Source organism: Blastopirellula sediminis, assembly GCF_020966755.1.
Lineage (GTDB): Bacteria > Planctomycetota > Planctomycetia > Pirellulales > Pirellulaceae > Blastopirellula > Blastopirellula sediminis.
This window is the reverse complement of sequence record NZ_JAJKFT010000004.1, coordinates 870,997-886,595: the sequence shown is the minus strand read 5'-3', so window position 1 is coordinate 886,595 and position 15,599 is coordinate 870,997. Positions and strand designations below refer to the sequence as shown.

Below are 15,599 nucleotides of genomic sequence, written 5' to 3'. Positions count from 1 at the left end.
GTCCCCAGTCGAAGCGGCGGCCGAAAAGCCGTACAATCTGCTAGCAGTCAGAGCCCGTGTCCGCGAGAAACGAAAGGAGTCGCCATGAGCATCGCCCAGGTCGAACATATTCTGGTCGTCCCGACCGCTGAATTCCGTAATTTGGGCTATTTTCAGGGCTTCTCTCCGGACGCCCCGCGGTACCTGGAACATCTGCTCCAGCCCGAGCTGATCAGCTTCCGCCCTCGTCCTGAGATGGAGGAGGATCCCAGCTTCAAGCAGCTGATCCCGTACGTCATTTTTGAGTACGTCGACGCCGATGGCGAAGCTTGGGTTTTCCAATACGTCCGCGGCAAAGGACAAGGGGAAAGTCGTCTGCACAGCAAGCGGAGCGTCGGAGTCGGCGGTCATATCTCCAGCGAAGACGCCGCCGAGCATCTCTCGGGCAATCCGTACGAAGAAGGGATGCGCCGTGAGCTGGATGAAGAAGTCGAAATCGACTGCGAATACGAAATCGACTGCGTCGGCCTGATCAACGACGACCAAAACCCGGTCGGCCAGGTCCATCTGGGCGTGGTCCATCGTTGCCGCGTCGCTCAGCCGGCGGTTCGCCCGCGGGAAAGCGAAATCATCGAAGCAGGCTTCGTGCCGGTCTCCCAACTGCTCGAAGAGCTCGATCGCTGCGAAACCTGGTCGAGCATTTGCCTCCAGGCGCTCTACGGTTAGCATAGAGCGGATCCCTTTCCGCTTCCTGTGCGAATCATCCTTTGACCGCTCGACCGATCTATCTCGATAACCACGCCACGACGCGCGTCGACGAGCGCGTCTTGGCGGCGATGACCCCCTACTTTCTGGAAGAGTACGGCAACCCGGGAAGCGTTGGGCATCTGTTCGGCGAAGCGGCTCGCGAAGCGGTCGAGAAAGCTCGCGAGTCGATTGCAGCCGGACTTGGCGCCGAAGCCAGCGAAATCGTCTTCACCAGCGGCGCGACCGAGAGCAACAACCTGGCGATCCGCGGCATCCTCGGGCAGCGTCGTCGTCGCGGCGATCATGTGATCAGCGTCACCACCGAACACAAGGCGGTCCTCGATCCGCTCGCCAAACTTGGCCGGAGCGGCTTTGAAGTGACGCTCCTTTCGCCGCAGCAACAAGGCGCCGCCAACGCCGGGCAGATCGATCCACAGCAAGTCGCCGACGCGCTGCGTGACGACACCGCGCTGGTCAGCATCATGGCGGCGAACAACGAGATCGGCGTCCTCCATCCGATCGCCGAGATCGGCCGGATCTGTCAGGAGCGCGGCGTACCGTTTCATTGCGACGCGACGCAGGCGGTCGGCAAAACGCCGCTCGATTTTCATGCTCTGGGAGTCGACCTGGCGAGCTTTACCGCGCACAAGATCTACGGCCCCAAAGGATGCGGCGCCCTCTACGTTCGCAAGCGTGGTAAGCGGATTCGGCTCGAACCGCAAATCGACGGGGGCGGGCAGGAAAAAGGGGTCCGCAGCGGAACCCTAAATGTCCCCGGCATCATCGGCCTGGCGGCGGCGCTGCGGCTCTGTCTCGACGAGATGGCGACCGAAATGCCGCGTCAGGCGCAGCTGCGCGATCAGTTGCTCGCGGGGCTCCAGTCGGCGATCGACGGGGTGACGCTGAACGGGCCCGAGTGCACGCCGCAGCTGCGACTTGCCGGCAATTTGAACGTTTCTTTCGCCGGCGTCGACGGCGAGGCGCTGATGATGAACGTCCGCGAGATCGCCGTATCTTCGGGCAGCGCCTGTACTTCGGCCAATCCGGAACCAAGCCATGTGCTACAGGCGATCGGTCTGTCCGAGGATGCCACCCGGAGCAGCCTCCGATTTGGACTTGGCCGATTCACTACCGCGGAGCATATTGAATTTGCCGTGACGCACGTCGCGGCGGCGGTCAGCCGGCTGCGGAAGCTGGTAAAACCGACCTGATTTGCCGTAAAACGAGCCTTGGGTAGCGGGAAAGCCGGTCGCCGGACTTTCCTTTTGACCCTGGTTCGTATAATTTAGACATCACAATATGTGAAAAGTCTTTTCCCCAAAACAGTTTGAGGAGCGAAATAGCGATGGCAGTTGTAGTTACCGAAACTGCGGCAGAAGAAGTTCGTCGTATCATCACCGATGGCAAGCATGACCCGGATACCATGCTGCGCTTGGGCATCACCGGCGGCGGTTGCAGCGGGTTTTCGTATAGCATCACGCTGTCGCAAGATTTCGACGAAGAAAAAGACAGCAAGTACGAATTCCACGGCCTGCCGGTCGTCGTCGACAAGAAGAGCCTCCTCTATTTGGACGGCACCACGGTCGACTTCTACAAGGGTCTGGATCGCCACGGCTTCACGTTCAACAACCCGAACGCTGTGAAGACCTGCGGTTGCGGCAGCTCGTTCCAGGCGTAGTCGTCTGGCGACAATCCGAATCAAAAAAAAGCCGCGACGCAATGTCGCGGCTTTTTTCGTTTTGTCATCGACTACGAAGCTGCAAACTATTGCTGCAGCAGGCTGAGGACGTTTTGCGGATTCTGGTTGGCGATACCCAACACCGAGGTGCCCGACTGGACCAGAATCTGGGCTCGCGTCAGTCTGGCCGATTCGACGGCGAAGTCGGCGTCGCGGATCGAGCTTTCCGCTTCGGTCAGATTGGCCAGCGTATCGTTGAGCGAGTAGATGTTCGAGTCGAGGGTCGTCTTCTGGAAGGCGCCCAATCGACCGCGAAGCGACGTCACAACATTGATCACTTCGTCGACCACCTTCGCCGCGCCGCCGACGTCGGCAGTCAGGCTCTTGTTACCGCCCGAGCGAAGCTCGAACAAGCGGCCGCTGACGCCGCCCAAGGTGGCGGTGCTGACGCTTTGAATGCCAAGGCGAGCCTGCTGGTTGCTGACGACGTCCGGCCCCAGTTGGAACAAGGCGCCGCCGCCGACAATCTGGAAGTCGAACGTATCGCCATCTTCCACGTTCTCATCGACCGAAAAACTGAGGTCGAGCGCCGAGGTATTGATCGAGGCTTTCAAGCCGTCGCCGATCGCTTGAATGCCGTTGATGCGGACGTCCACGTCGGTGCCAGTCGCACGATCGACCCCAGTCGTTCCATTCTGGTCGGTCAGACTAACGACGCCGCTCAGGGCCTTCACGCTGACGAATGAATCCGAACCAAACTTCGTAGCGCGGAACGTCAGCCCCAGGTCCTGCTCGTCCGAGTTGTCGAGCAGCGCCGCGCCGTCGACCGAACCGTTGTCGATCACGCCTCCGGTCAGCGTCGCGGAATCGTCGGAAGTGATCAGCCCAGTACCGCCGGAAACGACGCTAAACAGCAGGCTCAGGTCCGCATCGCCGTCGAGCGCCGCTTTGATATCGTCCGCCGTGGTGGCCCCAGCATCGATGTAGAAGGTAAGCGTCTTTGACGCGGCGTCATATTCTCCACGCTCGTCAACGCCGCCAGTAACCGTCGCGTCGTTGACGAATTGAACTTTGACGCCGTCAAACTCAGCGCCGGAGTTGACCGCCGTAAAGCTCAACTGAGCGGTTGCGCCGTTAACGGCAAAGGTAGTGCCGGCAGCCTGTGCGTCTTCCAAATCGGCGCCGCTGGTCGCGAATGAGATATCCGTTTCGGTGGGAGCCAGCACGCCGCTGCCGTCGCTGCCGCCGACATTGGTCACGCTGATGCCGCGAGCCTGCAGGTACGAAAGCGCCGAGGCCGCAGCGCCGGCGTCCTCGATAAACAGGCTGGGATCGTCAAAGAAGGCGATCAAGTCGTTGGCGGTCGTCTTGATATTGCCGTCTTCGTCCGTTTCCAGGTTGATGATCAACGTCCCTTTGCTGACCAGACCGCCGGTCGTCTCGGCAGGAATCGTCAGTTCGGAATAGTCCAACACGTCCGAACCGTCGCTGGAGCCAAAGTTGTCGGCTTCAAAATAGTCGCTGACGTAGTTGTCGTTGTTGACCGCATCAACGACGTTCTGCGCAGTCGAAACGCCATCGACGGCATGAATGACGATCGTCTTGTTTTCTTTGTCGAGCACGACGAATTCGTCGCCGCCGCCCGTTAGATTGGCGTCATCCACGAAGCTGATCGAGTAACCGTCGTACTCGGTTCCCTTCTGCGTCGCCAGGATCGTGAAGGTGCCGTTGGCGTCATCGTTCTGAATCGTCGCTTGCGACCGACCTTCGACGCGCGGATCGGTACCGGTGTCGATACCAAGCGAACTGCCGGCGCTGGAAACGAAGCGGATATTCGGAGCGTCATCGGGCGCCAGGAACTGCAAATAGTTGTTCTCTTCGGCGACGCCGTTGTAAGCGTAGTTCGAGAACTCCGTGACCGTGCTATAGCCGTCGTTGTCGGCGGCGATCGAAGCGGTCACTTTGTCGTTGCCGGTAGCGGCATTGATCGCAGCGATGACGTCGTTCGCGGTGGCGATGATGTCGCCTCCGTCCACACCGCCCGCGAAGGTTCCCGCGGCGCCCGTGGCGGCCACAGGGCCGGCGCCGGCGCCAGGTCCAGACTGTTCCACCAATGCGGCCGTGAACAGCGAAGCGACCTGGGTGTTGATGGCGGCGTTATTGATGGCGGCGACAATTTCCGCGCCGGTCGAAGTGGCCGCCTTGTGGATCGTCAGCGTGCCGGCGTCGGCGTCGTAATCGACCGTTTCGGCGCCTTTGGCGCCGGTGTTATCCAAAATAACCTGAACGCCGTTGACGTCGGCGCCTAGCTGATTTGCGGTGATCGAGAACGCGTTGTCGTTGCCCGCGGTGTCGACCGTGACGGAGGCTGCAACGTAGGCGGAAACGCCAAGGGTCACTTCCAACTTCGCCGGGTCGTCGCCGCTCGGAGCGGTATAGGTCGCCGAAGTCGTGGTGGTCGTCCCCGTGGCGTATTTGATGCGAACGTCGCCTGCATCAAAGCCGGCTTCATTCGCGGTCAACGTGATGTCGTTGTTGGCGCCAAAGCTGCTGACGGTCAGCGTCCCCTTCGTGGCGGCGGATTGGACGACCGCTTCGACGCCGGTGGCGTCCGAGACCAGGTTCACCGCGGACGCGATTTCTTCAATCGTCGAACCTTTGGCGAAGTTGAACGCTTCGGTGCCGTTGGCGCCGCCAATTTCCAAGACCAGGTCGTCGGCTACCGCGCCGAAGCCATAGTTGAGGGTTGCGCGAGTCGCTTGTTTGACGACATTGACCGAGACGCCGATCTCACTCAATGTTCCGAAGTTCGCTTGATCGATGCGGAGCCCTTCGATGCCCGAACTGTTCACGTTCTGCGTGATGAAGTCGAGGTTACCGTCCAAGAGGCGTTTCCCTTGGAACGAAGTGACCTGCGCGATCCGGTCGATCGCTTCCAGCGACGAGTCGATCTGCAATTGGTTCGCCGCGATCTGATCATCGCTGAGAGCGCCGGTATTGGCCGCTTCCGAGATCAGGCCGCGAATGTCGTTGAGCAGCGAGCTCACCTGCCCGAGAGCGCTATCGGCCGTTGCGATCAGCTGGTTCGCCCGCTCGCTGTTGGTGATCGCTTTCTCCACGCTGGTGATATCGCTACGGAGCGATTCGCTGGCGATCAAACCGGCCGGATCGTCTTTACCGCTGTTGATGCGGAGACCGGTGCTCAGACGGGTAAGAGTGACGTTGAGGTCGGCGTTGGAGCGACCCAAGTTCTTCTGTGCGACAAGCGAACTTACGTTCGTATTAATGCGAGTCATGGCCTAGCAATTCCCCCTCTGGCAGGCTGTCGAAAAACCAAGTCAGTCATCGCAAGTGCGTGGGGGAATGGTGCGATAACGCCGTTAATTCATGCTGTACCGATTAATCCGGTACGGAAGAATCTTTCGACAATATCGAAGGAAAGGGATTAGGCATTTATTCCCCTGCTATCGGGGATTTGACCTTTTTCCCAAAAAAACGTGACGACCCCCAGGAAAACCGCCCCACTTCCAGGCAGATCTGCGCGGAATACGGCGGAGCGCAATCTCCGCCATGACCGGAGCCGGAAAGCGTGCGAACGGACGAATGGTCTCTGGTCGCCCAAGCCGGCTACCACTTCCAACCATTCAAGTCATTGCCGTTGACGATGCACTCCGCCGGCCAGCGGCCTGCGTGCAAGTCGATGATGTTTTGTGCGGCCATGTTCGACATGGCGAGCATCGACTCTTCGTCGAGTCCGCCCATATGCGGAGAGAAGTAGATGTTTTCGACTTCAAAGAGGGGGTGATCTTGGCCGGCCGGCTCTTGTTCCAAGACGTCCAGTGCGGCGCCCCGCAACTTACCTGCCTTCATCGCCGATGCGAGATCGGCTTCGTTGATCAAACCGCCGCGGGCCGTGTTGATCAACAGCGCGTCATCTTTCATCTTCGCCAACGAATCGGCGTTGATGATCTGCGCCGTCTCCGGCGTGCAAGGAGCATGCAGACTCACCACATCGCTGCGGCGCCAGATCTCTTCGAGTGGAACAAGTTCGACTCCAGCCGGTCCGCCGCTTGCCGCAAAGGGATCGTAAGCGATGGCCGTCATCCCCAGCAGCTGCGCCTTCGCCGCGATCTCTTTGCCGATGACGCCGTAACCGATGATCCCCAGCGTCTTGCCGGTGATCCGTGGGCCGAACTTTCGCTCCCACTTTCCGGACCGGACCATTTCGTTCCGCTTCACTACGTCGCGATACATGGCGAAGATCATCCCGATCGCATGCTCGACGACCGATTCATGGACGGCGCCGGGAGTACGACAAACGGCGATGTTCCGCTCGGTCGCGGCCGGCACGTCGACCGAGTCATAACCAACCCCGGTTCGTGATAGAACCCGCGCTTTGATCCGGTTCAATACGCTCGGCGTGTAAGGCTCGGTTCCGCAAATCACCGCGTCGGCGTTGGCCAGCACCTCCACCAGTCGATCATTGTCCCAGATCGAACGGGACAAGTCGGGAAAGTCGACCTGAAAGCCGGCGTTGGTCAAAACGTCGTAGTAAGGCCAGGAAGTCACCTGGAAATGGGGCAGCGTGACGGCGACGGTGGGCATGCGGGGCGGGCTCAGCGGTAAGGAGAAAAAATCCGCAAAACCCACGTTCTAACGCCAAACGATCCCCCGATCAATCCGCTGCGCCAGCTTTCCGGAACCGACCGGATCTCTTAAAATAGGTGGATTCTCCAGCAACCACAATCGACGCGAGGGCGGCGTGAATTCAGCGGCCAAGATTCAGATTATCGGCATCGGCGACGATGGTTTTGACGGACTCACCGCTCAGGCGACGCAGCGCATCGGCGCGGCCGACCTGATCATCGGCAGCCCTCAGGTGCTGGCCTACGTCGACTCGGTCAAAGCCGAAAAGCTTCCGGTCGGCGCCGACTTGAACGCGCTCGTCGAACGAGTCAAAGCGGCCACCGGCAAGCAGATCGTCATTTTGACCAGCGGCGATCCTCTCTTCTACGGCGTCGCGCGTTACCTGTGCGATGTGATCGGCAAAGATCGCTTTGAAGTGCTGCCGCACGTCAGCAGCATGCAGTTGGCCTTCGCCCGCGTGAAAGAAAGCTGGGACGAAGCCTATCTCGCCAACCTGGCGACGCAGTCGCTGGAACGCGTCGTGCAAAACGCCCGGTTGGCCGAAAAGGTTGGCCTGTTCACCACCGACGAACTGACGCCGGCGGTGATCGCCAAGGCGCTGCTCGCCCAGAAGCTCGACTATTTCTCCGCCTACGTCTGCGAGCACCTTGGCTCGCCGAACGAGCGCGTTACGCAGGGAGAACTGGCCGAAATCGCCGAACAACAATTCGGTCCCCTCAACGTCATGATCCTCGTTCGCAAGCCAGGCGTTCCCGATCGACCGATCGCGCTGGTCGGCAAGCGTCTGTTCGGCAACCCGGACGAAGTCTTCCTGCAATCGAAGCCGAAGCGCGGTCTGCTCACTTCGGCCGAAACCCGCTCGATCGCCCTCTCGCAAATGGACCTCGGCCCGAACAGCATCGTTTGGGACGTTGGCGCCGGTAGCGGTTCGGTTTCGATCGAAGCGGCGATGATCGCCGCGGAAGGCGCCGTCTACGCGATCGAAATGGATCCGGAAGACCACGGCGTGATCAAGATCAACGCCGAGTCGTTTGGCGTGACCAACCTGACGCCGATTTTGGGGAAAGCGCCCGAAGCGTGGGAAGATCTGCCCGATCCGGACAGCGTCTTCATCGGCGGCGCCGGTCGCCAGGTGCACGGCATCGCCGAAGCGGCCTTCGCTCGTCTGAAACCGGGCGGTCGCATCGTGATCAACATCGGCAGTATCGAAAACCTGCACGAAGTTCACGACCTGCTGCAGCGTTTGGCGGGCGAAGCTCGGGCGACGATGATCAACATCGCCCACAGCACCTACCAACTGGAACGGCATCGTTTTGAGTCGCTCAATCCGACCTTCCTGATCACCGCCGTCAAACCGGTCAAGTCGTAACAGCGATTCGACTGACCTTCGCGCCACCAGATTGAAAGCCGGGAGCCGCAGCCGCGTGAGCAAATTAGACGACTATCCCCAATTGGACGTGATCGCCGTCGGCGCTCACCCGGACGACGTCGAAATCGCCTGCGGCGGAACTCTCGCGAAGTTATCCCACCAAGGGTACAAGGTCGGGATCATTGACCTGACCGACGGCGAACCGACGCCTCGTTCGCCGGGCCCGGAAGTGCGCATAGCCGAAGCGAAAGCGGCGGCGGAGACGCTCGGCGTTCATACCCGCGTGACGCTCGACCTGCCGAATCGCCGGCTCTTCGACAACTTTGAATCGCGGGTCGCGCTGGCGAAAGAGTTTCGCAAGTATCGCCCCAAGCTGGTAATCGGCTTTGGCGGCAAGACGCCGCTCGCTTCGCCGGACCATTGGCAAGCGATGCTGATCACCGACGCGGCGATTTTTTATTCCCGTCTGACCAAGTGGGACGAATACTTCGACGGCTTGCCGGTCCATACGATCAGCAAGCACTTGTACTTTCGGCTCGTCTTTGAGCCGATGGAACACCCCGAAGCGCCCGGCTCGTTCGTCGTCGACATCAGCGACACGCTCGAAACGAAGATCCGCAGCGTCCGCTGCTACGAGACGCAGTTCCCGCCGGAAAAAGACTACGTCTTCGATCGCGTTCGAGGCGCGTCGTATCACATCGGCTCGCTCGCCGGCTTCCAATGCGGCGAACTCTTCCACACCACGCGAGCGATCGGCACGACCGACATGATGAAGTTTATGTTTCCGGAGTAGTCGATCATGTCGGTGATCTTTTGCTCGGGAGATATCTTCGAAACGCCAACCGATGTCGCATTGTCCCATGGCTGCAACTGCGCCGGCGCCATGGGGAAGGGAATCGCCGTCGAGTTCAAACGACGCTGGCCCGCGATGTACGCGATCTACAAAAAACGCTGTCAGGACGAAACGTTCGGCTTGGGAGACGTCTTTCCTTGGAAAGATCCCGCGTCGCCGCGAGTCATCTACAACTAGGAACGCAACGCACTTGGCGTACGAAAGCGACCCTGGCCGCGGTCCAAGCCGCCGTTGAAAACTTGCTGATCGCCGCAGAAGAGTTGGGCTCAACGAGAATAGCCCTGCCGCTGATTGGAGCGGGCTTGGGAGGACTTCCGGCCGACAAGGTGAAGCAACTGCTTCGGGATGCGGCGGATGGGTCGCCGATTCGCCTGATCGTCTGCGAGCACTTCGTTGCAGGCAGGCAGCCGAGTGATTTCGACGCTCCCAATTAGTCCTGGGGCGCAAGTCGAGAGAATCTGGCCATCAACCGCGGCATCGACTTCAGCCGCCGCTTCCACGAAAAATTTCCCCTCCAGCCCTTCTTCGGCTACATTAAAACTCGTCCCGCCAATCCCTCTCCCTCATTGGATATCACGAATGATCTTGCCAATCCGACGCTTGCTCGGTTCGTTCTGTGCGCTGGCGCTGTTGATCGCTCCGCTGGCGGCCGGCGACCTGCAGATGAAACTCCGTTTTCAACAGGAAACGGCGCCCGATAGCGGACACTTTCATCAGCTGACGCGGGACGAAGCTTGGAAGCCGGAAAAGACGGCGATCATCGTCTGCGACATGTGGGATCTGCACCACTGCCGCAACGCGGTGCTGCGTGAGCAGCAGTTCGCTCCGCGGCTAAACGCCGTGCTGAAGCAGGCGCGGGACGCAGGGGTGATCATCATCCACGCGCCCAGCGGTTGTATGGAAAAGTACGCTGACCACCCATCCCGCAAACGGGCTGAACAAACGCCGAAAGCGGCCGACATTCCGACTGACATCAACACCTGGTGTTATCAGATCCCCTCCGAAGAAGACGGAATTTACCCGGTCGATCAATCGGACGGCGGCAGCGACGACGATCCGAAACAGCATGCCGCCTGGGCGGCTGAACTAACGGCGCAAGGGCTCAACTCCAAGATTCCCTGGTCGAAGCAGACCGATATGCTGACGATCGATCCCGAGCGTGATTACATCAGCGACAAAGGGGACGAAGTCTGGAGCATCCTCGCCCAGAAGAATATCGACAACGTCATCCTCACCGGCGTCCACACCAACATGTGCGTCCTCGGTCGTCCGTTTGGCCTGCGTCAGTTGTCGAGGAACGGCAAGAACGTCGTCTTGATGCGCGACTTGACCGACACGATGTACAACCCCGGCGCGTGGCCCTTCGTCAATCACTTCACCGGCACCGACCTGATCGTCTCTCACATCGAGAAGTTCGTCTGCCCGACGGTCACCAGCGATCAGATTGTCGGCGGCGAAGAATTCGCCTTCGCGGACGACAAGCGTCCGCACGTCGTCATGGTAATGGCCGAAGACGAATACGAAACGGCGCAAACCTTGCCGCAGTTTGGCGGCGACTTTCTGGGACGCGACTTCCGCGTCTCCTACGTCTACGGAAGCGAGACCGATCGCAACAGCATCCCGGGACTTGAAAAGGCGCTCGCCACCGCCGACGTGCTGCTGATCAGCGTCCGTCGTCGCGCACTTCCGCCGGAACAATTGGAAGCGCTCCGCAAGTATGTCGCCGCCGGCAAGCCGATGGTCGGCATTCGGACGGCGAGCCACGCGTTTGGTCTGCGCGGCAAAGAGCCGCCGGAAGGGACCGAGACGTGGGAAGAGTTCGACGCCGAAGTTTGGGGAGGCAACTACACCAACCATTACCCCAACGGCATGAAGTCGATGATCGAAACGGTGGAAGCCAACGCCAAGCATCCGATCTTGCGCGGCGTTTCGCGCGAGCCGTTCCCGCAAGTTGGTTCTCTCTATCAAACCGCGCCGCTGGCGGCCGGTACGACGATGCTGCTGACCGGAACGGTCGAAGGAAAGCCGGCCGAGCCGGTCGCGTGGACCTTCCGCCGCGCGGATAGCGGCTGGTCGTTCTATACGTCGCTCGGCCACAAAGAGGATTTCCAGAACAAGTCGTTTCAGCGCCTCCTGCTCAACAGCATCTACTGGGCGGCGGGCCTGGAAGTGCCGAATCACTTCGATCTGACCAAGCCGGCTCCGCCGCAGCGGAAAGGTTAGTAGGCATCGCTCCGTATGCGACTCGTCCCCTGCTCTTTCGAGAAACATGGCGCCGCGATTCAGGCGATCTTCAATCATGAGATCGCCCATTCCTCGGCGCTGTACGAGTATGTCCCTCGTTCCACCGAGACGATCGAAACGTGGTTCGCCACGAAAGCGGCCGGCGCATGGCCGGTGATCGGCGCCGAAGAGGAGGATGGGACGCTGATGGGCTTCACGACGATGGGGCCGTTTCGTCCGCAGCCCGGCTACAAGTACACCGCCGAGCATTCGATCTACATCGCCAAGAACTTTCGCGGCCGCGGACTGGGAGGAATCCTGCTACAGGAAATCATCGCCCAGGCGATTGCCCGAGATCTCCACTCGCTGATCGGCGTAATCGATCAAGCGAACCTGGCCAGCGTCGCGCTGCATCAGAAACATGGCTTCGTCCTCAGCGGCGTCATGCGCGAAGCAGGCTTCAAATTCGGCCGCTGGCTCGACGCCGGCTTCTATCAACTAATGCTGCCGACGCCGGACTCGCCTTGCGACGGATAGCGCCAACCCGACGGAATGAGAGAAGAAATAGAACGCGGAGGCCACGAATAAATCACGGACGAACACGGTAAGGAAGGAGCTCGACGTATAGTCGTTGCTCTATCGCAAATTGTAGTTGTCGTTTTTGGCACTCGACGTTTCATTGCGTTCCCCCAAGCTCATCTCTTACCGTGCTTGTCCGTGTCTCCTGCCGTGTCCTCCGTGTTCCATTCTCTTCCCTGACGCCAAGCAAAACGTGAAGTTTTCCGCCACAAAGCTAGGTTTGGCATCCTGATTGCGTTATGTTGAAATAAGCCAAATTGGCTCATTTTCGCCCAAAAATTGGGCACTCGCGCATGTTCAAGGAAGTTCGATGATCACAACGGTGCAGCAGCACATCCTTCAAGAGCAACGTCGTTTCCCTCACGCCTCCGGCGAATTCTCCTGGCTCCTTTCGGCCATCACGCTGGCGACCAAGATGATTGGCGCCAAGGTCCGTTCGGCCGGTCTAACCGACATCGTTGGCGCCGCCGGCGACGTCAACGTCCAAGGAGAAGTGCAGCAGAAGCTCGACGTTTACGCGAATGAAGTGCTGCTCCACTGTCTCAGCACGCGCGCCAGCGTCGGGGTGCTCGCCTCGGAAGAAAATGAGCATCCGAAAATCGTCGGCCATGCCACCGACGACGCCAAGTACGCGGTGGTGTTCGATCCCCTCGACGGGTCTTCGAACATCGACGTCAACGTCAGCGTCGGCACCACCTTCTCGATCATGCGTCGTCCGGAAGGCGCCAGTTGCGACGAGCCCGAAAAATGGCTGCTGCAGCCCGGTACGAAGCAAGTCGCGGCGGGCTACGTCGTCTATGGATCTTCGACGATGCTGGTCTACAGCGTCGGTCTCGGCGCCCACGGCTTCACGCTTGATCCGTCGATTGGCGCCTTCGTTTTAAGCCATCCGAACATCAAGATGCCGAAGCAGGGAAAGTATTATTCGGTCAACGAAGCGTACGCGCCGTCGTTCCCGCCGGGCTATTCCGATTACTTGCAGATGCTCCGCGACGGCCAGTTGGGACATCCCTACAGCTCGCGATATATCGGCTCGATGGTCTCCGACTTCCACCGGACGATTTTGAAGGGGGGGATCTTCCTCTACCCGCCGACGTCGGACAATCCAGAAGGCAAACTCCGCGTCCTCTACGAAGCGTTCCCCATCGCGTTCCTCTGCGAACAAGCAGGCGGCAAAGCGTCGGACGGCGCAAACCGTCTGCTCGACATGCAACCAACCAGCATCCACCAACGCACCCCGATGGTGGTCGGCAGCCAGGTGGAGATGGAGTTGTTCGAGAAGATGGTCGCCAGCGGGGAGATTGCGTCTTTGGCGTAAGCAGGAATCGGGGTGCCACGGCTCTGTGAGCCGTGCTCTTCGGGAATCGCCTTAGAAGACACGGCTCACAGAGCCGTGGCACCCGTTTTATTCGGATCGCTCAGTCTTAGCGAGCCGGCCGAAGCTCTTGCAACTTCGCCTGCGTCTGCAGAATATCCTGCGGCAATGGCGCGATGAACTCGCGGACTTGGCCGTCATCCGGATGCGCGATCGCCAACCGGCGTGCATGCAGCGCCGTGCGTCCCAGTAGCACCGTCGGGTCGTCGTTGTGCTTCAGCTCTCCCAGCGTCAACACGCGGCGGCCGCCGTAAAGCGGATCGCATAGGACGGCGTGTCCGGCATGAGCCAGGTGAACGCGGATTTGATGCGTGCGGCCTGTTTTCGGCAGCGCCTTGATGGCGGCGAAGCCGTTGTAGCGTTCGAGCACTTCGTAGAAGGTCTGCGCTTCTTTTCCCTCGTCGTCGCCGCGGCGAATCGCCATGCGCTCGCGGATCCTGGGATGAGGACCGATCGGTTCGTTGATCATGTCCCGGTCGCGGTCCGGAACGCCGATCACGATGGCAAAGTATTCTTTCTCGGTCGAACGATCCTGGAACTGCTTTTTCAGGAACTCGTGCGCCTCGTCATCTTTGGCGATCAAAATCACGCCGCTCGTATCACGGTCGAGACGATGGACGATGCCGGGCCGCGTCGGACCGCCGGAAGAACTGAGCTGCGCGAAGTTTCCCCGCAGCGCTTCGGTCAGCGTTCCCTTCCACTGCCCTTTCGCCGGATGGGTGATCATACCGGCGGGCTTGTTGATGACCGCGATTCGGTCATCCTGAAAAAGAATGTCGAGAGCGACCTTGCTGCCAACCTGCTCGTCGCTCCGAGGTTCGATCGTCGGATAGACCAGACGCTCGCCGACGCTCAACTTGTGAGCCGGCTTGCAGGCGATTCCGTCGATCGTCACGCGACCGGCGTCCATCGCCTTGCGGATTTGTCCGCGGCTAACGCCGGCGCCTTCGAACTGCGACGCCAGATAATGGTCGACGCGCCCTCCCGCTTGTTCAGCGGTGATGACGATCTCGTGCAGCGGTGAATCAGAATCGGGCATTCGGCTCTGCGATTACTCGGCGGCCGGCTTTTCTTCGGTCGCCGGCTTTTCTTCCGCCGGGGCCGGAGTTTCGGCGGCCGCTTCCGACTTCGGCGCTTCCGCGGCCGGCTTTTCTTCGGCAGGCTTCGCCTCCGCCGACTTTTCTTCCGCGGTCGGAGGAGCGGACGGCGCCGCCGAATCGGCCGGGGTTTCAGCGGCCGGCGATTCCGGCTTCGGCATCAGATCCCCTTCGCCCGGCTGCGGCAATCCCGCGTTGTCCGGCATCAGGTTAATCGGCGTGTTCAGCATGCCGGCGCCATCGCCAGGACGGGTCAGCGCGTCTCGCGACGGCAAGGTGAGGTTCGGATCGCTCGGCAGATCTTGATTCAGGATGCCGCTGGTCGGCGAAGCCTTCGGAGCGAAATCCTGATCGTGATACCAAGTGTAGAACTCTTCGGTGTCTTTGCTCTTCAGTAGCGTCAAACGTTCGCCGGCCCATTTGCCGAACGGCGATTCCGGGAATTGCGTCGACAGCTTTTCGTAGGTCGTGATCGCCGTTTGGATGCTTTCTTTGGTCGCCAGCACTTCGCTCGACTGACCGATGCCCCACATGGCGCGTTGCTTCAGTTCCGGTACGTCCGCCGCTTTCTGAGCGTTGTCGAACGCTTTGATCGAACGTTCGAGATCGAGCTTCGCGTCGTCCGGCTGCGAGAAGTACTTTTCCAAACCTTGGCGATACAAATCGTAACCGAGGAACAGCTCGGCCCAAGCGCCCGACGGACGACCTTGATAGGCGCTGCTGACCGCTTCCAATGCCGGAGTCATCTTGGCGTCTTGCTGACCCATCAGCGCCGACGCGGTGAACAGTTCGCCCCAACCGCTAGCTCGAGCGACTTTGTTCTGGTACTGCAACCAGGTAACCGTAATCGTGGCGACGACGATCGCAATGATCACCCCCGCGACGATCTTGGCCTGGGGACCCATCTGCTCCATCCCCTTTTCGAGAGCTTGCTCCAGGTCGTTTTTCTGCAGTTCGTGGCGGCGTTCGCTTTTCATGACTGGCGTAAGAGGGGGTAGAAGGTATTTGTTTGCGGAAGGCTACTTAACAGTAACCGACGCATAGATTTAGAG

At 60.0% G+C, this 15,599-nt stretch carries 14 protein-coding genes; 10 read left to right on the top strand and 4 right to left on the bottom strand.

Annotation, left to right across the window (positions count from 1 at the left end):
* Positions 1–84: 84 nt before the first annotated feature.
* The 3 genes from LOC68_RS07325 (at position 85) to LOC68_RS07315 (ending at position 2,404) form a co-directional block, all read left to right on the top strand.
* Positions 85–705, top strand: a complete 621-nt coding sequence (locus LOC68_RS07325; protein WP_230217254.1) for an NUDIX domain-containing protein — start codon at positions 85–87, stop codon at positions 703–705.
* A 41-nt stretch (positions 706–746) separates the two neighbouring features.
* Complete coding sequence (locus LOC68_RS07320) at positions 747–1,937, top strand: cysteine desulfurase family protein (protein WP_230217252.1); 1,191 nt, start codon at positions 747–749, stop codon at positions 1,935–1,937.
* Positions 1,938–2,071: 134 nt separating this feature from the next.
* Positions 2,072–2,404: a HesB/IscA family protein gene (locus LOC68_RS07315; RefSeq protein ID WP_230217250.1), complete on the top strand. Its 333-nt coding sequence runs from the start codon at positions 2,072–2,074 to the stop codon at positions 2,402–2,404.
* Between the two features lie 86 nt (positions 2,405–2,490).
* Here the strand turns inward: LOC68_RS07315 and LOC68_RS07310 are convergent, their stop codons facing one another.
* Positions 2,491–5,700, bottom strand: a complete 3,210-nt coding sequence (locus LOC68_RS07310; RefSeq protein WP_230217248.1) for a flagellin — start codon at positions 5,698–5,700, stop codon at positions 2,491–2,493.
* Positions 5,701–6,031: 331 nt separating this feature from the next.
* Entirely contained in the window at positions 6,032–7,009 is a 978-nt protein-coding gene (locus LOC68_RS07305; RefSeq protein ID WP_230217246.1) for a phosphoglycerate dehydrogenase, read from the bottom strand.
* 157 nt (positions 7,010–7,166) lie between these two features.
* Here LOC68_RS07305 and cbiE point away from each other — a divergent pair, with 157 nt between their 5' ends.
* The 7 genes from cbiE to fbp all read left to right on the top strand — a co-directional run bounded on the left by cbiE (position 7,167) and on the right by fbp (position 13,393).
* Positions 7,167–8,420 carry a precorrin-6y C5,15-methyltransferase (decarboxylating) subunit CbiE gene (cbiE, locus tag LOC68_RS28495; RefSeq protein ID WP_230217244.1) on the top strand — a complete coding sequence of 418 codons (1,254 nt, stop codon included), beginning with the start codon at positions 7,167–7,169 and terminating at the stop codon, positions 8,418–8,420.
* Between the two features lie 55 nt (positions 8,421–8,475).
* The gene (locus LOC68_RS07295) at positions 8,476–9,213 is read left to right on the top strand and encodes a PIG-L family deacetylase (RefSeq protein WP_230217242.1); all 738 of its coding nucleotides are present in this window, start codon (positions 8,476–8,478) and stop codon (positions 9,211–9,213) included.
* A gap of 6 nt (positions 9,214–9,219) precedes the next feature.
* Positions 9,220–9,450 (top strand): macro domain-containing protein, encoded by a 231-nt coding sequence (locus LOC68_RS28175; protein WP_255671108.1) that lies wholly within the window; start codon positions 9,220–9,222, stop codon positions 9,448–9,450.
* Positions 9,411–9,707 (top strand): macro domain-containing protein, encoded by a 297-nt coding sequence (locus LOC68_RS07290; protein WP_255671109.1) that lies wholly within the window; start codon positions 9,411–9,413, stop codon positions 9,705–9,707. The genes LOC68_RS28175 and LOC68_RS07290 overlap by 40 nt, the downstream gene beginning before the upstream one ends.
* 145 nt (positions 9,708–9,852) lie before the next feature.
* Positions 9,853–11,496, top strand: coding sequence for an isochorismatase family protein (locus tag LOC68_RS07285; RefSeq protein WP_230217240.1), 1,644 nt, complete (start codon positions 9,853–9,855; stop codon positions 11,494–11,496).
* Positions 11,497–11,511: 15 nt separating this feature from the next.
* Complete coding sequence (locus LOC68_RS07280; RefSeq protein ID WP_230217238.1) at positions 11,512–12,033, top strand: GNAT family N-acetyltransferase; 522 nt, start codon at positions 11,512–11,514, stop codon at positions 12,031–12,033.
* 352 nt (positions 12,034–12,385) lie between these two features.
* Positions 12,386–13,393, top strand: a complete 1,008-nt coding sequence (gene fbp / locus LOC68_RS07275; protein ID WP_230217236.1) for a class 1 fructose-bisphosphatase — start codon at positions 12,386–12,388, stop codon at positions 13,391–13,393.
* 106 nt (positions 13,394–13,499) lie between these two features.
* Here the strand turns inward: fbp and LOC68_RS07270 are convergent, their stop codons facing one another.
* Both LOC68_RS07270 and LOC68_RS07265 read right to left on the bottom strand, forming a co-directional pair.
* Positions 13,500–14,489: an RluA family pseudouridine synthase gene (locus tag LOC68_RS07270; protein WP_230217234.1), complete on the bottom strand. Its 990-nt coding sequence runs from the start codon at positions 14,487–14,489 to the stop codon at positions 13,500–13,502.
* A 12-nt stretch (positions 14,490–14,501) separates the two neighbouring features.
* The gene (locus LOC68_RS07265; RefSeq protein ID WP_230217232.1) at positions 14,502–15,524 is read right to left on the bottom strand and encodes a tetratricopeptide repeat protein; all 1,023 of its coding nucleotides are present in this window, start codon (positions 15,522–15,524) and stop codon (positions 14,502–14,504) included.
* Positions 15,525–15,599 lie beyond the last annotated feature (75 nt).